Source organism: Gemmatimonadaceae bacterium, from assembly GCA_036273715.1.
Taxonomy (GTDB): Bacteria; Gemmatimonadota; Gemmatimonadetes; order Gemmatimonadales; family Gemmatimonadaceae; genus JADGGM01.
Window position 1 is genome coordinate 115,815 of sequence record DASUHB010000037.1, and the last position, 19,067, is coordinate 134,881.

12 protein-coding genes are annotated in these 19,067 nt (G+C 67.6%); 7 read left to right on the forward strand and 5 right to left on the reverse strand.

Annotation, left to right across the window (positions count from 1 at the left end):
• The first annotated feature begins 18 nt into the window (after positions 1-18).
• Positions 19-2,361: a serine hydrolase gene (locus tag VFW04_08915; protein ID HEX5179436.1), complete on the forward strand. Its 2,343-nt coding sequence runs from the start codon at positions 19-21 to the stop codon at positions 2,359-2,361.
• Between the two features lie 32 nt (positions 2,362-2,393).
• On the forward strand, positions 2,394-4,118 hold the full coding sequence (locus tag VFW04_08920) for a D-aminoacylase (GenBank protein ID HEX5179437.1): 1,725 nt from the start codon (positions 2,394-2,396) through the stop codon (positions 4,116-4,118).
• Between the two features lie 11 nt (positions 4,119-4,129).
• On the opposite strand, the gene VFW04_08925 is transcribed toward VFW04_08920, so the two are convergent.
• The 3 genes from VFW04_08925 to VFW04_08935 are packed head-to-tail and all read right to left on the reverse strand — an operon-like array spanning position 4,130 to position 7,342.
• Positions 4,130-5,320, reverse strand: a complete 1,191-nt coding sequence (locus VFW04_08925; protein ID HEX5179438.1) for a M20 family metallopeptidase — start codon at positions 5,318-5,320, stop codon at positions 4,130-4,132.
• Between the two features lie 19 nt (positions 5,321-5,339).
• Positions 5,340-6,467 carry an o-succinylbenzoate synthase gene (gene menC, locus VFW04_08930; GenBank protein ID HEX5179439.1) on the reverse strand — a complete coding sequence of 376 codons (1,128 nt, stop codon included), beginning with the start codon at positions 6,465-6,467 and terminating at the stop codon, positions 5,340-5,342.
• The gene (locus tag VFW04_08935) at positions 6,464-7,342 is read right to left on the reverse strand and encodes a GNAT family N-acetyltransferase (GenBank protein ID HEX5179440.1); all 879 of its coding nucleotides are present in this window, start codon (positions 7,340-7,342) and stop codon (positions 6,464-6,466) included. Before VFW04_08935 ends, menC begins: the two co-directional genes overlap by 4 nt.
• A gap of 164 nt (positions 7,343-7,506) precedes the next feature.
• On the opposite strand from VFW04_08935, the gene VFW04_08940 reads away from it, so the two are divergent.
• Positions 7,507-8,247, forward strand: coding sequence for a GntR family transcriptional regulator (locus tag VFW04_08940; protein ID HEX5179441.1), 741 nt, complete (start codon positions 7,507-7,509; stop codon positions 8,245-8,247).
• On the opposite strand, the gene VFW04_08945 is transcribed toward VFW04_08940, so the two are convergent.
• Complete coding sequence (locus VFW04_08945; GenBank protein ID HEX5179442.1) at positions 8,213-9,700, reverse strand: MFS transporter; 1,488 nt, start codon at positions 9,698-9,700, stop codon at positions 8,213-8,215. The two genes, VFW04_08940 and VFW04_08945, sit on opposite strands and share 35 nt — an antisense overlap.
• A 128-nt stretch (positions 9,701-9,828) precedes the next feature.
• Here VFW04_08945 and VFW04_08950 point away from each other — a divergent pair, with 128 nt between their 5' ends.
• A complete protein-coding gene (locus VFW04_08950; GenBank protein HEX5179443.1) occupies positions 9,829-10,647 on the forward strand; it encodes a sulfotransferase in 819 nt (272 codons plus the stop codon).
• A 67-nt stretch (positions 10,648-10,714) separates the two neighbouring features.
• On the opposite strand, the gene VFW04_08955 is transcribed toward VFW04_08950, so the two are convergent.
• On the reverse strand, positions 10,715-11,206 hold the full coding sequence (locus VFW04_08955; protein HEX5179444.1) for a GNAT family N-acetyltransferase: 492 nt from the start codon (positions 11,204-11,206) through the stop codon (positions 10,715-10,717).
• A 391-nt stretch (positions 11,207-11,597) separates the two neighbouring features.
• On the opposite strand from VFW04_08955, the gene VFW04_08960 reads away from it, so the two are divergent.
• From VFW04_08960 to VFW04_08970, 3 genes are read left to right on the forward strand one after another with little or no spacing between them, the layout of a single operon-like run.
• Positions 11,598-14,366 carry a TonB-dependent receptor gene (locus tag VFW04_08960; GenBank protein ID HEX5179445.1) on the forward strand — a complete coding sequence of 923 codons (2,769 nt, stop codon included), beginning with the start codon at positions 11,598-11,600 and terminating at the stop codon, positions 14,364-14,366.
• A gap of 3 nt (positions 14,367-14,369) precedes the next feature.
• The gene (locus VFW04_08965; GenBank protein HEX5179446.1) at positions 14,370-16,607 is read left to right on the forward strand and encodes a hypothetical protein; all 2,238 of its coding nucleotides are present in this window, start codon (positions 14,370-14,372) and stop codon (positions 16,605-16,607) included.
• A complete protein-coding gene (locus VFW04_08970; GenBank protein ID HEX5179447.1) occupies positions 16,604-19,063 on the forward strand; it encodes a hypothetical protein in 2,460 nt (819 codons plus the stop codon). Before VFW04_08965 ends, VFW04_08970 begins: the two co-directional genes overlap by 4 nt.
• The last annotated feature ends 4 nt before the right edge of the window (positions 19,064-19,067 follow it).

Consider the following 19,067-nt stretch of genomic DNA (forward strand, 5'->3'; position numbering starts at 1 on the left):
CTGCACTTGCCGTCCCCCATGGCTTTCCGCCCGATCCGCTGGTCCGCGCTCGGCGTCTGCGCCGCGCTGGCGACGTTCGTTCTGCCTAACGGAACGCGCGCCGAGCGCGCGCCGTCGCTCGGCCCGGAGGCCGCGGCGTCGCTCGACGCCTTCATCGCGCACGAGATCCGACAGAAGGAGCTGCCCGCGTTCAGCGTCGCGCTCGTCGACGACCAGCACGTCATCTGGTCGAAGGATTACGGTATGGCGCGCCCGAACGACAGCATCCGTGCGAGCGCCTCGACGGTGTATCGCGCCGGCGCCATCTCGCAGGTCCTGACCGACATCGCGATCCTGCAACTGGCGGAGCGCGGCAAGCTCGATCTCGATGCGCCGCTGACGCGCTATCTCCCGGCGCTCCATCTCGACACGCGCACGCCCATCACGCTGCGCGAGCTCATGACCCATCGCGCAGGGCTCGAGCGCGAACCGCCGATCGGCGGACTCACCGATGATACCACGCGTTCGTTGCGCGACATCGTCCAGCGCCTCGATTCCGCGCCGTCGGTCTTCGCACCGGGAACGCGCACGCACCCATCCGATGCGGGCGTGGCCCTCGCCGGCTACGTGCTCGAGTCCACGCAGCGACAGGCGTTCGCCGCCGACGTGCGGACCGCCGTGCTCTCTCCGTTAGGCATGTCGCACAGCGCGTTCGCGCGGACGCCGCCAATCACCGCGGCGCTCGCCGCCGGCCACATGTGGACGTACGATCCGCGCAGCCTGCCGGCGCCGACCTTCGACATCGGCGCCGCGCCCGCGGAGGGCCTCTACACCACCGCCGGCGATCTGACGCAGCTGCTGCGCGCGCTCTTCGCCGGCGGCCGCGTGCTCCGGGCCCGCACGCTCGACGCCGCGATGCGGCCCGCCATTCGCGGCGCCGACACCGCGCGCACGACGCTCGGCTTCCGCCTAACGACGCTCGACCGGCGGCGCGAGCTCGTGCAGCACGGCGCCCTCTACGGCGTCACCTCCGAGATCGCCGCGCTCCCCGACGACAAGCTCGGCGTCGTCGCCATCACCACCGAAGACGACGCCCTCGGCGTCACGAACCGGGTGGCAGCGCTCGCGCTGCGCATCATGCTCGCCCAACGCAACCACGCCGCCCTCCCGCCGCTCGATACCACCAGCGACGTCCCGCCGGCGCTCGCCCACGACCTCGGCGGCGAATACGCCGACAGCGCACGCGTCGTCGACCTGTTCCAGAGCCTGGGACATCTCTACCTGGAGGACGCTCGCGGCGGCGAGCGCGCCGACCTTCGGATGCTCGGCGACACGCTCGTCGACGATGGCCGCCTCGCGTTCGGCATGCGCGTGCGTCGCGCCGGTGACAGCGCCATCGTCCTCGGCGGCGACACGCTTCGCCGCGTCGCCGAGCCCGAGCCCGCGCCGGTTCCCGAGGCATGGCGCGGACTCATCGGCGAATACGGACCCGACTATCGAACCGTGTACGTCCTCGAACGCAATGGCGCGCTCGAGCTGCTCGCCGACTGGTTCGTCCGCTATCCGCTCGCACCGGTGTCGGCCGGCACGTTTCGCATGCCCGACCGCGGCGCCTACGCCGGCGAGGAGGTCGCGTTCTCGCGGTCGCCGACCGGACGCGCCACGAGCGTGACGTTAGGCAGCGTGCGCTACGCGCGGCGCGTCACTGGTCCGGAGGACGGCTCGCAGTTCCGCATCACCCCGCTCCGTCCGCCGGCCGAACTCCGGGCGGAAGCAATGGCTGCCCAACCGCCGCGCGAGACGGGCACGTTCCGGCCGGCGGATCTCGTCGAGCTGGTCCGGCTCGACACGACCATCAAGCTCGACATCCGATACGCCACGTCCAACAACTTCATGGGCACGCCGCTGTACCAGGAAGCGCGCGCATTCATGCAGCGTCCGGCCGCCGAGGCCGTGGTGCGCGCCAGCGCCTGGCTGCGCGCGCGCGGCTTCGGGCTCCTCATCCACGATGCTTACCGCCCGTGGTTCGTGACCAGGATGTTCTGGGACGCGACACCCGACGACAAGAAAATGTTCGTTGCCGATCCGTCGAGCGGCTCGAAGCACAATCGCGGGTGCGCGGTGGACCTGACGCTCTACGATCTCGCGACCGGCCAACCGGTGACGATGACCGGCGGCTACGACGAGATGACGGATCGCAGCTATCCCGACTACCCGGGCGGCACGTCGCGCCAGCGGTGGCTGCGCGCGCTGCTGCGCCGGGCGATGGACATGCAAGGCTTCACCGTCGACAAGGAAGAATGGTGGCACTTCGACTACACGGATTGGCGCGACTACGGGATCGGCAACGTGCCGTTCGACCGGATCGCGTCCGGCGCCTAACTGACAGGTTCACCGTGAACGGATCACTCGCCATGCGTCGCGCCCTGCTCGTGCTCTCCGCCGCGCTCGCCGCCTGTACATCGGCGCGCGTCGCGCCCGCCCCCACCCCCGCCTCGCTCGAGGGGCCGTACGACCTGGTGATCGAAGGCGGTCGCGTCGTGGACGGCACCGGCAATCCCTGGTTCTACGGCGATGTCGCCGTGATCGGCGAGCGCATCGCGCGCGTCGCTCCGGCCGGCATGCTCGCGCACGCACCCGCCAAGCGCCGCATCGACGCCCACGGCATGGTGGTCGCCCCCGGGTTCATCGACATCCAGGCGCAGTCGGTGGGCGAGCTGGTGAACGGCGACAGCCGCGTGATCAGCATGACCACGCAAGGCGTGACGACGATGATCTTCGGTGAAGGAGAGACGCCCGCGCCGACGAACGCCAAGGTGATCCCGATGTATGCCGACGCCGACGGCGCCGACAGCACCGAACAACGGATCATGGCCGGCTTCCAGGGTCCGCACGGCTTCGGCAACTGGCTCGAGGAGATGCAGCGCCACAAAGCGTCGGTGAATTTCGGTTCGTTCATCGGCGCGGCCACCGTGCGCGCGTACGCCAAGGGGATGGCCGAGGGATCCGCAACGCCGGCGGAGCTCGACACGATGCGCGCTGTCGTTAGGCGCGCGATGCAGGACGGGGCCTTCGGCGTCGGGAGCGCGTTGATCTATCCGCCGGGCAGCTACGCGTCCACGCAGGAGCTCGTGGAAGAAGCCAAGGCCATGGCGCCCTACGGCGGCGTCTACATCACCCACATGCGCTCCGAGGGCGACCGGCTGCTCGAAGCCGTCGACGAAGCGCTCACGATCGGTCGCGAGGGCGGCGTGCCGGTCGAGATCTATCATCTCAAGGCGGCCGGCGTGCGCAACTGGCCCAAGGCCCGGCAGGTCGTGGCCAAGATCGACTCGGCGCGCGCCGCGGGGCAGGATGTCGCAGCCGACCAGTACGCGTACACCGCGGGCGCGAACGGCCTCTCGTCCTGCATTCCCCCGTGGGCCCACGCCGACGGCAAGCTGCTCGAGCGGTTAGGCGATCCCACGACGCGCGCCAAGATCAAGACGGACATGATGCAGGTCGAGAGCAGCTGGGAGAACCTCTGTCTCGGCGCCACGCCGGCGAACGTCGAAGTATTGGGATTCCACGAGGACTCGCTCAAGCAGTTCGAGGGCAAGCGCCTCTCGGACATCGCACAGGCGCTGCACACCGATTGGGCCGACGCGCTCATCAACCTCACCATCGCCGAGCACAACCGGCTGGGGCAGATCCTGTTCATCGCATCGGATTCCAACGTGGCGATGCAGATTCAGCAGCCGTGGATGAAATTCGGGACGGACGCCGAGGGCCTCGACCCCGACAGCGCGCAGGGCATGACGCACCCGCGCTCGTACGGCAACTATCCGCGCGTGTTAGGCCGCTTCGTGCGCGAGCAGCACGTGCTGCGGCTCGAGGATGCGATCCGGAAAATGACGTGGGCCGTGGCTGCGCGCCTCTCGATCCACGACCGCGGCCTGATTCACGAAGGCATGCACGCCGACATCGTGGTCTTCGACCCGAACACGATCATCGATCACGCCACGTACGAGAATCCGCACCAGCTCTCGACGGGCATTGAGCACGTGCTCGTGAACGGCGTGGAGGTCGTCACGGACGGCAAGTCCACGGGGGCCAAGCCGGGCGAGATCGTGCGCGGCCCCGGCTACGTTCAGCGTTAGGCGCGGCCGCGTCAGGCGCCTGCCGCGACCGCCTTGGATGCCACCCGGGCTGTCTCGGCGAGCACCGCTGCCCCGATGAACAGGCTCTCCTCGGCGGCATAGAACCGCGCGGAGTGCGCCGGAATCGGCTCGCCGCCCGCTTCGCGCGCCCCGATGCGCAGGAAGCACCCGGGGATGCGCTCCATGTAGTACGCGAAGTCTTCGCCGCCCATGTTGAGCGTCCCGAGCGGCGTCAGTGCCTGTTGGCCCAACACGGCCACGGTCGCGGTGCGCGCCCAGGCGGCGGCTTCGGGTGGATTCACGATCGGCGGCGGCCCCAGGTCGATCGCCACCCGCGCGCTCACGCCATACGCGCCCGCGAGCGTCCCGGCGAGCCGACGCATCTCCTCGTGCAGCGTCTGGCGCGTGTCCGCGTCCACCGCGCGCACGGTTCCCTCGAGCACGGCGGAGTCCGGAATCACGTTAGGCGCGGAGCCCGCGTGGATTGTGCCGACGGTGACTACCGCCGCGCGCGCCGGGTCCAGACGACGCGACACGATGGTCTGCAGCGCGCCCACGAGCGCGGCCGCGGCAACGATCGGATCCGCGCCCTCTTGCGGCCGTGCGCCATGGCCGCCGCGCCCCGTGAGCTCGATGCGGAACGTGTCCGCCGCCGCCGCGAGCGGTCCCGCCTCCGCCACCACCTGCCCAACGGCGAATCGCCGGTCGACGTGTCCGCCGAAGATGGCGCGCACGTCGTCCAGCGCGCCCGACTCGAGCACGGCCGCGGCGCCGCGCCCGGTCTCCTCCGCCGGCTGCAGCACCACGAGCACATCCCCCTGCGCCGGGGTCATCGCCAGCAGGTAGGCCGCGCCAACCGCCCACGACGCGTGCACGTCGTGTCCGCAGGCGTGCATCACGTTAGGCGTGCGCGACGCGAAGGGGAGGCCCGTGGCTTCCTGGATCGGCAGCGCGTCGATGTCGCCGCGCACCGCGACCAACGGCGCCGCCGGATCGCGTCCGCGAATCCGCGCCACCAGTCCCGTCTCGGCGACGCGATCCAGGCGCCGCGTGTCGAGCGGCGCCAGCGCCGCCTGCAGCCGCTCGCACGTGCGCCGCTCGGCGAACGACAACTCCGGATGCTCGTGCAGATCGCGCCGGAGCGTCACCAGCGCGTCGCGCGCGTCCGCGGGAAAGAGATCAGCTATCGCGCTCGGAAGCATCCCCGCCACCTCCCGTCGATCAGCGTCCGATGACGTCTCGCCGCACCGTCAGGTTGTCGATCCGGTCCATGTCCACCGTCACACCCATGCCCGGCGCATCGAGCGGCACCCGCACCATCCCCCGCTCGTCCATCGTCCACTCCGGCGTCACCACATCGCGCTCCCAGTAGCGCGAGCTCGGCGACAGGTCGCCGGGCAGCGTGAAGTTGGGCAGCGAGGCCAGTGCGACGTTGTGCGCCCGGCCGATCCCGCTCTCGAGCATCCCGCCGCACCACACCGGCACGTGCTGCGCCCAACAGTAATCATGGATGGCGAGCGACGAGGCGAAGCCGCCCACGCGTCCGGGCTTGATGTTGATGATACGGCCGCTGCCTAACGTCACCATGTCCTGCGCCCGCTCGAGATCGGTGATCGACTCATCGAGGCACAAGGGCGTGCGCAGCGACTGCTGCAGCGCGGCGTGCCGCACCAGATCCTCACGGCCCAACGGCTGCTCGATCATCACCAGGTTGAAGGTGTCCAGCCGGCGCAGCACCGCGCTGTCGTCGAGCGTGTACGCCGAGTTGGCATCGACGGCCAGGTGCGCCGTGGGCCCGAGTGCCTCGCGAACGGCGCTCACGAACTCGACGTCCGTCCCCGGCGCGATCTTGATCTTGATCTTGTTGTACCCGTTCTTGCGCGCCGCGAGCGCCAGCTCGACCAGCGCCTCCGGGCTGCTCTGGATGCCCAGCGAGATGCCGGTGGCGATCTCGTCGCGCGTCCCGCCCAACATGCGCGCGAGCGGCACGCCCTCGAGCCGCGCCGCGAGCTCCCACGACGCCATCTCCACCGCCGCTTTCGCCATGCGATGCCCGCGAAAATCGCGATCCAGGATCTCCGACACCGCGTTAGGCGACGGGAGATCCGCGCCCCGCACCCGAGGCGCGACCCAGGTGCGAATCGCCCACCACGCCGTGTCGATGGTTTCCGGGCTGTAGTTGGGCTGCTCGCCCGCTACGCATTCGCCCCAGCCCGATATCCCGTCGGGATGCTGTAGCTCCACCAGCGCGATGCGCCGCTCCGTCACCATGCCGGACGAGATGCGGAACGGCTGCTTGAGCGGGAGTCGGATCTCCCGCAACACGATGCGATCGAAACGCAGCGTCACAGTTCGGTTGGGCCGGAGGATGGGGTGGCAGTGAGCGTAGCGATGTAGTAGCTGCAGTCGGCGCCGTCATCATGGACGAATCCGGTCACTCCATACCCGGCGTCGACCGCCCACAGAATGACGCAGCGCGTGCTGGCGCGCCAGCGCGTCGCGGTCGAGATCGATTCCGCTTGCACCCGGTCGATCGATGCGGGAACGGCAATGCGCACGACCGGATCGCGCGGATGTGCCGAGAGATCGGGAACGCTGGGCAGGCCGTCGGCACCCACTGGATTGAGCACGGGTGCGTCGAGCGCATCGTTGGGCGGACGCGTCGCGAGCGGCGCCTCGCGATCCAGCTCCCACGCGACAATGAATCGGTCGGTGCCGAGCCCGCGATGCAGCGTGCTGCTGGTATCCGTGCCGTACATGTTGGGCACGTATTCGATCACGTGCGCGCCCAACCGGTTGATGTTGAGGTGCGCGTTTCGCGACACGAGCGGGTCGAAGGTCCAGTACATCCGCGTGATGCCGCGTTGGCGAAGCGTGTCGCGTTGGTACGCTTTGAGGCGTCGGCCGATACCGTGGTCGCGCATGTCGTCGCGGACGGCGAGCATGTCGGACCAGTGGGCCAATCGACCGTGCTCGACGCCCGTCATGCCGAACACGAAGCCGACCAGTTGGTCGCCCTGAAACGCGCCGGCGGCGACGCCGCCGATGCGCTGCGTCACTTTGAGCAGGGCGGCCGGGACGCGTTCGCTGAATTCGGGGCCCCAGACCTCGGTCTGCAGGTCGGCGCAGCGCGCGAATTCGTCGTGTGTGCGAAGGGCGCGCACCTCGATTGCGTTGGGCGTCGAGGCGGCGTGCGGTTGGGAGTCGAGCACCGGCTTGTGCATGGGCGATCGGCAGCGGGAACCGGCAACCGGGGCGGGACGGCGGGGGCCGGCCCGGTGGCGGTCAATATGCAAGACGACATGGTATACCTCAAGGTATACAATAGCGCACCGGAAAACTCGACCCAGGCTTGCCGATTCCCGCCGTTCCTGTACCTTCTGCCCCTATGCCCGAGGCCACGAAATCCGGCAGGCCAAACCAACCCGTCAGCAAGCGCGCGACCCGCGGCGACCGCATTGCCCGCGCCTACGAACAACTTCGCGACCTCATCATCGCGGGCCGCCTCGCCCCGGGCTCCCGCATCATCGAAAGCGACATCGCCGAACGGTTGGGCGTCAGCCGCACACCCGTGCGCAGCGCCCTGCACCGCTTGCAACAAGAAGGCTACATCGCCGGCGTTGGGCGGAAGAAAGAACAACGCCTCGTCATCGCGCCGCTCACGCAGGAAGACGCGCGCGAGTTGTTCGAAATCATCGGCTCGATCGAAGGACTCGCGGCACGCGGCGCCGCCGAAGCGCCCGACCACGCGCGCGACTCGTTGGTCACGCAGCTCCGCCACATCAACGTCAAGCTCTCCGAAGCATCGCGCCCCGGACATCCGGATCCGCTCCGCATCTTCGACATGGACATGTCGTTCCACCGGCACTACGTCGACGCGGGCGCCGGGCCGCGCCTGCGCGCGCTGCACGACGCGATCAAGCCGCAAGCCGAACGCTACGTGCGCCTCTACACCAGTTCGTTGATCGACGAGATCGGCCGGTCCGTTGCCGAGCACGACACGATCATCGAGCGCATCGCCTCCGCGAATGCCGACGGTGCCCAACGGTCGGTCGAGCGCAACTGGCGCAACGCCGCCGTTCGCCTCCGGCGCGTCATTTCGACGCTGGGCGAGCGCGGGAGCTGGTAGCCGGCTCGTATACCAGCGACGACAACGGCGCCGCCAATTCCTCCAATCCGGTCCGCTCCGCGCGGACGCCGTAGATCAGCTCCACGATGGCCGCGGCGAACATCAGCACGGCCGCGAGCACGTAGCCGAGGAACAGTTGCACGCGCGACCCGCTGCCGATGAGATGCCCGAACAGCGTCGGCGCCACGATCCCGCCCGCCGCCGTGCCCAACGAATAGAAGAAGGCGATCGCCAGCGCCCGGATCTCGAGCGGAAAAATCTCGCTCACCGTGAGGTAGGCGGAGCTGGCGGCGCACGAGGCGAAAAAGAAGATGATCGACCAGAGCGCGGTCTGCGAAGTGGCCGACAGGTAGCCCTGCGCGAACAACCATCCCGTGAGCACCAACAGCGCCGCCGAGATGGCGTAGGTGCCGGCGATCATCTGCTTCCGGCCGATCGTGTCGAACAGATGGCCTAACAGCACCGGGCCCAGAAAGTTGCCGACCGCGAACGGCAACAAGTAGATCCCGGTGCGCGGAGCCGGCACGTCGTAGAATCGCGTGAGAATGAGCACGTACGTGAAGAACACCGCGTTGTACAAGAACGCCTGCGACGTGATCAGCGCCAGGCAGAGCACCGACCGCTGCCAGTATTGCTTGAACATTACCCGCGCCACCAGTCCGAACCCGAAGCTGCGCCGCGGGTGGATGACTAACGGCTCGGTCGTGCACACCTCGAGCGTGCGCCCCAGACTCCGTTCCACCCTCGCTTCGATGGCGTCCATGATCCGGTGCGACTCGTGCCCCGAGCCGTGCGTCATGAGCCACCGCGGACTTTCCGGGATGCTCTTGCGCAGGAACAGAATCAGCAAGCCTAACGCAGCGCCGATGCCGAAGCCGACACGCCAGCCCAGCGTCGGCGGCAAGATCGCCGGATCCAGAATGAGCAGCGTGGAGGCGGAGCCGATCGCCGCGCCGATCCAGTAGCTGCCGTTGACGATGAGGTCCGCCCGGCCGCGATACGTGGCCGGGATCAATTCGTCGATCGCCGAGTTGATGGCGGCGTATTCGCCGCCGATGCCGGCGCCGGTCAAGAACCGGAACGCGATGAAACTGCTCAGATTCCACGAGAACGCCGTGAGCAACGTGCCCAACAGATAGACCGCCAGCGTCACGAAGAAGAGCTTCCGTCGCCCGTAGCGATCGGTCAGGTGCCCGAACACGAGCGAGCCGATCACGGCGCCGATCACGTACGTCGACCCGATTTCGCCGATCTGCGTCGCGGTGAAGTTCATCACCGCCGGATCCTGGAGCACGCCGCTCACCGCTCCGGCGAGCGTCACCTCGAGCCCATCGAGGATCCAGGTCACGCCGAGCGCGATCAGGATGAGCCAATGGAATCCACACCACGGCAGTCGGTCCAAACGCGCCGGAATGTGCGTCTCGAACGGTTCGGCGGTCAGTTGGTCATCCATTGGCTACTCGCATCACGATGGCCTCCCCGGGCGCCGATGTCCGCTGGCGACACGGCCGCATCCGAGTGTATTCTGCGCAATGCCGGGTCCGCTTGATAGCTGCAGGACCCGTTCCCGACGGTGGTGACATGGAGCTTCTGGACTTACTTCTTGGCTCGAACGCCTCACGCAGCGCAACGCTCGCCGCGATGAGCCCCGTGGTCCTCATGGGTCGCGGACACAGCGGCACCCGGGTGCTGGCGTGGATGTGTGTACACCTCGGCGTCACGTTGGGCACGAGCGGTCCGCACATCGAGGGCGATCCCGACGACGTCCGCTTCACCAACAAGATCAAACGGCTGGCGGCGCGCAACCTGGATGTGACGTCGCCGGCGCGTGTGCGCGAGCCGGCGTTGCGCCGCTTCAAGGCGGCGGTGTCGGCGTACTACGCGGGACTCGGCAGTCCCGCGGGCATGTGGGGCTGGAAGTTTCCGGAGACGTATCTCATCGCGCCGTACGTTGCACGCGCGTTTCCGCGGGCGAAATACCTGCACCTGGTGCGGGACGGACGGGACGTTGCGTTCAAGACCCATCTCACTGACAAGCCGCGGCACCGCGTTGGGCGTGCGGTGCTGAGCGCCTGCAACGCGCTCGGGCTGCCCGAGCATCTGCGTGCGGCCGCGTCATGGCAGTACCAGGTGGACCGCTTCGATGCGTTTCGCGAACAGCTGCCGGCGTCGGATGTGCTGGACCTCCGATTCGAGGACCTGTGCACGGCGCCGCGCGAGAGTGCCGAGCGGTTGAGCGCGTTTTTGGGCGCACCGATGACTGATGCGTGCCGCGAGTACGCGGCCACTGGCATCGACACGCTCAAAATTGCCCAGTATCGCGACCAGGATCCGCGGCTGGTGGACGAGGTGGAGCGGCGCATCGGCGCAACGCTCCGGCGGTACCGCTACCTGCCCTGACGACGGCGCGCGGCGTCAGGTTCCGAGACGGGTCGTGCCGGGCCCACCCGGCCAGTCCGTTAGACGATCACCGGCGCGGCGGCCCGGACGCCGGCCGCCGCTCGATCACGCCCCCGGTGCCCACGAAGCCGAACCGGTGGTAGAGCGTTCGGCTGCGATCCGTCGGCCACAGGAACAGCGCGTCGAGGCCATGCGTTTCCGGCGCGCACACGAGCGCCGTGAGCAGCGCGCTGCCGACGCCTTCGCCGCGCGAGCGCTCATCGACGAAGAAATTCGAGATGTAGCCGTGCCATTCGCCTTCGCCTAACGGATTGGGAATCTTCTCCACGATCTGCATCCAGATCGCGCCCACGACCCTTGGACCGCGCGCGGCCACCCAGCAGCGCCACGAGGCGCCCGGCCGCAACCGGTCGGCCATCCAGTCCTCGCATCGCGCGAGGAACGCATTGGCATCTTCGTCGGGCGTGGCGAGCCCGGCTCGTAAGGCATAGCGCAGTCGCGCCAGGGCCGGCGCATCGCTGTGCACCGCGCGCCGTACCGTGACCGATGTTCGAGTCATGTCCTAGCGCCGTCATGCGAGAGTCCGGTCGCGCAATCCACGCGCGACACGCCACAGAATGTACGCGATTCGCCCCGTCCACCGCCACCGGATGGCGCGGTGGTGTGAGTTGTTTGGCGCGCATCGGCGCATTCGGCATCGACTATGCAGGGCTGGCCGGAATCTTCTCGCGCAGGCCGTCGTGATTCGGATCGCCCCATTACTCACAACGCCGCGCCGGTGCGCACGCGTCTCGCCTCCGAGGCGCGTCGCCCGCCCGCCCCCGTCCATCCCATCGGTCCATCTCCGCACACACGATCCACCATGCACGGCGCCGGTATGCCTAACGCAGCCGAGTCGCGCTCCTGGGGTGTGAACGTCCAACTCGCTTCGAACCACGGAGGATATTGCTATGATCCCGAACTCGCGTTGGGGTACGCCGAGTGTCCGGAATCATCACGCGATGACGGCGGTGCTGCTCGCGCTGGCCGTCTGCGTCATGTCGACTGCCGCCGGCGCCCAGGCGGCAGGAAATGGCAGCGTTGCCGGCAAGGTCGTCGATGAACACGGTGCGCCTGTCGTCAGCGCTCAAGTCTTCGTCGATCGCACGACGATCGGCACGCTCACGCGCGGCGACGGCACGTACCTCCTCGGCAGCGTCCCGTCCGGCTCGCACGTGCTGCGCATTCGGCTCATCGGCTATCGGCCCGACTCGGCCAGCATCACGGTCACCGATGGTCAACGCACCGAGCAGAACTTCACGCTGCACGCAGATCCGCTGCAGTTGCAGAGCGTGGTCGTCACCGGCACATCGGTTCCGACGCAGAACCTCAAGGCCAGCGTCGCTGTCACGTCGATGAGTCCGGAAGAAATCCAGCAGGCCGCGCCCCGCAGCACCACGGAGATGCTGCGCTACGTGCCCGGATTCACGCGCGTCGAGAGTTCGGGCGGCGAAGTGAACGAGAACATCAGCATGCGCGGCATTCTGGGCGTCGAGCTCGTCATGTTCATGGAAGACGGAATGCCGGTGTTTCCGACGATGCACACGTTCTTCATGAACGCCGACAATCTGTTCCGTCCCGACGAGAACATCGAGCGCATGGAAGTGGTGCGCGGCGGCGCATCGGCGCTGTTCGGATCCAACACGCCGGGCGCCATCATCAACTTCATCAACAAGACGGGCGGCGACCAATTCCAGGGAACGATGGTCGCCACCGGCGGCACGGAAGGCTTGGCCCGCTATGACGTGGACATCAACGGTCCGCTCAACGACCAGTGGCGGTTCAACGTCGGCGGGTTTTATCGCTACGACCACGGCGTGCGCGATCCCGGATTCCCCGGCATCCACGGCGGCCAGCTCAAGGCCAACGTGACCCGTCTGCTCGACAACGGCTACATCCGGTTCTCGGCCAAGGTGATCGACGACAACAACCAGTTCATTCTCGATCTCCCGTTCGAGAACAACGGCAATCCGCGCTTTGTGCCCGGGTTCAGCGCGTACGGGTCGATGAACACGAACGAGGGACTGGACCTCTCGGTGCCCACGCCCACGGGCAAGCAGGAGTTTCCGTTAGGCAACGGCATCGCGACGGATGCCTCGTGGTTCACGGCCGATGCGGCGTTCGACCTGGCCAACGACTGGCACATTCGCAACAGCGCGCAGATCATGCGCGACCACGAAGAATGGAACGCGCTCGTGCCGTCGAACGCGATGACGGTGCAGAACTTCCTGACCATGCCGGCGGGCCAGGGCGGGCTCGGGCTCCCGGCGGGATCGACCATCCAGCTCAACTACACCAACCATTTCGACGACGCGGGCAACCCGCTGCCCTTCAACACGCCCAACGATCTGGTGGCGCCGGGGCAGGACATCCACGTGTCCAAACCGATCGCCGCGTTCCAGGATCAGGTGCAGGCGCGCAAGGAGTTTGGCAAGAACACGCTGTCGTTAGGCGCGTACTTCGCCAACTACAGCCAGGACAACCACTGGTTCTTCAGTCAGGTGCTGACCGACGTTCGCGACAATCCGCGGTTCCTCGATGCCGTGGTCACGACGCCGGGCGGGGCCCCGACGCCCATCACGAAAAACGGCTTCATGAACTTCATGTCGGGCTACACCAACGGCACCGGCCAGACGAGCATCGTGTCGGGCGTGGTCGGCTTGAGCCTGCAGCCCACGGACAAGCTGCACATCGACGCCGGCGGTCGCGTGGAGTACGATGACTACGTCCAGGCGTCCGAGAACACCTCGACCTTCGATCTCGACAGCAACGCGGCCACGCCCTGGAACAACGAGACATTCGGCAACGGGTCGTTCCGCCACTTCCAGAAGGGCATCACGGATTGGGCCGCTTCGCTAGGCGTGAACTACGCGCTCAAGGACAATCTGTCGCTCTACGCCTCCGGGTCGCGGGGCTACAAGATGCCGGCGTTGGACGAGTTCCTGCAGGCGCAGGCGCAGCAGCAAGTGAATCTGTTCGAGTCGCGCGAAGTGCAGTCATACGAGGCCGGCGTGAAGGGCGTCACCGACATGTTCGGGTATACGCTCGACGGCTTCTATACGGTTCTCAAGAACGTCGTCAATCAGGGATTGGTCATCGACTCGGTGACGGGACGGTCGACGTGGGTGATCCAGCCGCAGCCGCAGAACAAGGCGTACGGTGCGGAGGCCGAGCTGGTAGCCAATCCGCTGCCCGGACTCCAGTTGTTGGGCAACGGCACGTTCCTGCGCGCCGAGCTCGGCTCGGGCGCCGGCGCACAGGTCGGAGCGCGGCTCAACGGCGTGCCGGCCTCGTTAGGCAACATCTCGGGCACCTACACGATCGGCAAGTTCCGCGCGCTCGCCGACTGGCACTGGGTCGGCTCGCGGTTCGTGGACATCACGACGGGCATCCAGCTGCCGGCCTACAGCTACTTCAATTTTGGCGCGTCGTATCTCTTCCCGCAGAACGGCGTGACGCTGGACGTACGGCTGTTGAACGCCTTCCAGGGGGAAGGGCTCGAGGAAGGCAACCCGCGTCTCTTGACGTCGGGCACGAACCCGATCTTCCTGGCGCGTCCGATTCTCCCGCGGCGGCTGACGGTGTCGTTGCGGTACGATTTTGGCGCGAACGGCGAACCGACGTCGCCGGCGTCCACCGGATCGACGACATCGCCATCGCAGTCGACGTCGAAGCAGTAGGGCATGGCAGGGTGGTTGGTTAGGCGGCGGGCCGGCACCGGCCCGTCGCCGGGCCGTACCGCGCGGGCGGTGGCGGCCGGCGCCGCGCTGGCCAGCGCGGCGCTGGCGGCCGCCGCCCGCGCGGCGGCACAGACGCCCGCCGCCGACTCGGCGTTCGTGCTGGCTACGTCGGACCCGGCCCGCACGCCGTCGCCGTTCTTGGGCAACGGGCACGTCGGCGTCACGGTGCCCCCGTTAGGCATTGGCGCGTCCACGTCGCTGGTCGCGGGACTGTATGAGCACGGCCCGCTCGACGTGCCCCGCATCGCCGCGGCTCCGGCGTGGAACGCAGTCACGGTGTTCGACGGCGCTCACTGGCTGGACAGCACCGCGCTCTCGACCGGCGCCATCCGCTCGTACCGGCAAACCATCGACATGCGCACCGGCGTCGCGCGCACCGCCTTCGATTGGGTCGACGGATCGCGCCGCACGTCCGTACGCGTCGAGACGTTCATTTCGCGCGCCGATCCGCACCTCGCCGTCGTGCAGCTCTCGCTCGTGCCGCACCTGGCGGGTCCCATCCGCGTGCGTGTCGCGCTCGCCTCGTGGCCGCCGCCCAACCGGCTGCCGCTCGACACGCTCACGCGCACGCAACCCGGTTGGGGCGCGGCCGAGCTCTGGTATCCCGGACATTCGGTCGTCCGCGCGCGTACGGCACGCTTGTCGCCGTTCGGCGCGCGCCTAACGATGCTCGCCTCTCCCGCCGGCCGCAATGAAACCCTGGCCGAGGCGGCCGAGGTCGCGTGGCCGCCGGGCGCGGTGGCGCACGCCGATACCTCGGCTGACGGCGCGCGTGTCGACATTGTCATCGATGCGGCCGCGGGCCGGTCATACACGATCACCGAAATCGCGAGCATCGTGCCGTCATTCGACGATCGGTCATCTCTTGCAGCCGCGATCCGGGAAGCTGGATCGGCGCGCGTCGCCGGCATCGAGACGATCGCGGCACGCAGCGCCGCGGCGTGGCGACGACTGTGGGAGAGCGACATCGAGATCCAGGGTGATACCGCGCTGCAGCGCATCGTGCGGTCCATGATGTTCTACCTGTTGTGCAGCGCGGATTCGGGCACCCGTCTCGCGATTCCACCCATGGGCCTCTCGACCGCCGGCTACTATGGCCACGTCTTCTGGGACTCGGACACATGGATGTTTCCCGCTCTCGTGCTCACGCACCCGGACATCGCGCGTTCGTTAGTCGACTTCCGTGCCCGCGCGTTGGGCGCCGCTGAGGCAAATGCGCGCTCGTACGGCTTTCGCGGCGCGATGTATCCGTGGGAATCCGATGAGTTGGGCCGCGAGACCACCCCGCATTTCGCATCGCAGAACGCGCACTCCGAGATCCACGTCACCGGCGATGTCGCGCTGGCGCAGTGGCAATACTACCTCGCCACCGGCGACTCGGTGTGGCTCGCGCAGCGAGGCTTCCCGGTGATCCGCGAAACAGCCACCTTCTGGGTGAGCCGGTCGACGTTTGACTCGGTGCGCGACCGGTACGACATCAAGGACGTCGTGTCGGTGGCCGAGGGACTCGTGGGAGTGGACGATGACGCGTACACCAATGCAGTCGCGCGGCGCAATCTCGAGATCGCGACGCTCGCGAGCCGCCGGTTGGGCGTGAGCGCCGACCCGCGGTGGGCCGCCGTCGCGGCGAGGCTGCACATGCCGATGGATTCGGTGAGCCATGTCTATCGCACGTACGAAGGCGCGCCCGATTCGACGTTGGGCGTCATCACGCCGCTCCTGAGTTATCCGTTAGGCGTGCCGATGAGCAATCGCGCCAAGCGAACGCACCTCGAGCAGGCGGTGCACCGCATTGGCGACGAAGCAGCCGGTGCGATGATGGGCGTCACACTGCTCTCGGTGGATGCCGCCGAGCTCGGCGATCGCGCCTTGGTCGATTCGCTGCTGCCGTACAGTTATCGGTCGCACGTGCACGGACCGTTTCTCCTGTTGTCCGAGACGCCCAGCAACAACGCCTTCGATTTTCTCACCGGCGCCGGAGGATTCCTGCAGCAGGTGATCTTCGGATATACGGGGCTTCGTCTCGAGGCCAACGGACTGGTGCCGGCGTTTCCGCCCGTGCTCCCATCGCACATCAAGCGACTCGTGCTGCGGAACATCCAGGTGCGCGGCAAGCACTACGACATCATCGTCGACGCGTCCGGACGCCGGATGGTGCCGCACAAGGAAACGCGGCAATGATGCTCGCGCTCGTCGTCGCATTGCTGCACGGCGCATCCCCCGCACAGGTGTCCACGCCTCACGCTGTGTCCAGACGTGTGACGCCGGTGCTCGCGTTTCCAGAGCCGGGGTTGGACGACACCGCCGCCTACCAGGGCTACGAGACCCGTCTCTATCGCGACGCCGCGAACAACACCGTCCAGATCTATCTGGACAGGCGCAGCGGACGCGTGGTGGAGCTCCTCGCCGACGCGATCGACGAAAGCGTCGGATTCACAATTCGCTCGGGCAGTCGTCCGGCAACCATCGACTGGTCCGGCAGCGGCGCCCAGGTCTCGGATTCCGCGGGCACACGCACGCTCACCTGGTGGCTCGAGGCGCGCACGCGCCGAGCAACGCTCGGGTTCTTTCTGCTCGGCACGATGCGCGTAGAGCGGGACTTCCAGTATGCGCATGCGCAGCTCAGGCCGTTCGACGCGCCGCCATACGTCATCGCGCCGGAGTCGGCCCTCGTCGCGCACGTGGCCAAGTTAGGCGGCGATGAGCAGCGACGGCAGCTCGGCCTGCTCGATGCGTCGTCGGTCGGCGAGCTCGCTGGTCGCCTCGATCCGCCGCCGGTACTGCACGAAGTGAACGGCAGGTGGATCGTCGCCATAGAGAAACCCGCGCTCGATGGCAAAACCTGGCTGCGGCTCGAGCTCCAAGGCGACACACGGACGTCGCGAGCCTCCGTCTCCGGCCACCTCGTGTCGATCGAAGATCGCATCGGCGCGCCGCTCCGCATTGCCGTCCGTGTCACCACGAATGCAACACCGCTGACGCCGCTCGCCCGCGACGATATCTTCACCCCGGCGTTTCTGGCGTTTCTCGCTCGAGCGCAGTTCGCCGCACACGGCTCGATGTCCTCTGCCGCCGGCCTCAGGTATCGCCGCCTCGAGCGCGAGGTGCGCAGCGTGGAGCTCTTGAGCTCGGACGAGAAGCTCATGGCCGGCCTGCCCAACTTTGCCACGTATTTTGGTCGCGACGGCATGATGGCCGCGCTCATGATGCGCCCCATCTGGCAGCCCGCGATGTCAGGCCGAGTCATTGCCAGCGTGCTCCGCAAGCTCGGACCACGTGGTGACGTGTCGCACGAGGAAGCGTTGGGCGAGCAAGCGATCCGCGAGCACGCCGAGATCTACGACTCGCTGATGACGGTGTACGAGTTAGCGCCCAACGACAGCGTGCTGGCCGCGGCGCGCGACGTGCTTTCGAATATTCGCCGCGTGCGCGAGAACTACCACATGATGGATGATGAGTTCCAGCTGCCTGTGCTCGAAGCGCGCTACCTCTCGGATACGACAGTGACAGCTGCCGACAAGCGCACGTTCCTGTTCGGCACCGAGAACGGCGTCACACGGTTGGCGCTCATGATGCGCGAGCTGGCCCTGGTGTCAGACGAGACCCAGGCGTACGTGCGCGACACCGCCGCCGACAGCCTCGTCAGTTTCGTCAAGCTCGACTCCACGCACTGGCGCTCGGCCAGTTGGCGGGATAGCAACGCCGGGTACGGCAACGGCCGCTTCGCCATGGACATCAACGCCATCTGGGCGCCGCAGGCGTTGGCGTCGATCCGCGTCATCCTGGGCGAGCTCCATTCGTTAGGCATTGACGCCGCCGCGCTCGACACCGTTGTGCCGCGGTCCCCGAGGACGCCGCTCAACGATTGGCTGCACGATACCACGGCGCTCGCGCGCGCGATCGATGCATGGCGCCGCGCCCGGACGCACTTCCTAGTGCGCTTCGATGCATCGCACGTACGCGACCGGGTCCACGCAAAGCTCGCCTGGCTTCCGGCCGAAGAGCGCGCCTACTGGAACACGGTTCTTGCACGGACAGACGCCGGTCGGGATTCGCTTGTATTTCTTGCGCTGTCGCTCGATTCGGCCGGCACGCCGATTCCGATCGTGAACACCGATCCGGCCACCGATCTCTTCCTTGGCGATTTCACCGCGCGGGTCATCGCCGGCAGCATGCACGCTGCGGACGTGCTGGAGGAGGTGGCGCCGTTCGTGCGGCCGTATCCCGTCGGACTCTTCATCGCCGGATTGGGACCTGTCGTGTCCAACGATACGTATGCGTCGCCAGCGGTGTGGGATGCATTTCGCACGGATGCCTATCACTCGCCGCGCGTGGTGTGGGGGCGGGAGGTCAGCCTGTTGCTGTTAGGCCTCACCAAACAGATCGCCGCCGCGTACGATTCCGGCGGCAGGCTTGCCCAACCATCGTTGGCTCCGTACGTCCGATCGCTGCGTGCGGCGCTCGACAGCACGCGCGCCGCCGTGGCCGCATCGCACCTCGAGCACAACGAGCTGTGGAGTTATCGTATCGCGAACGGCCGGTTGCTCCCGACAAGATACGGGACCGCATCCGACGTGCAGTTGTGGAGCGCCACCGATCTGGCCGTGCAGTTTGCATTGTCCACCCTGCCCCGCTGACCTC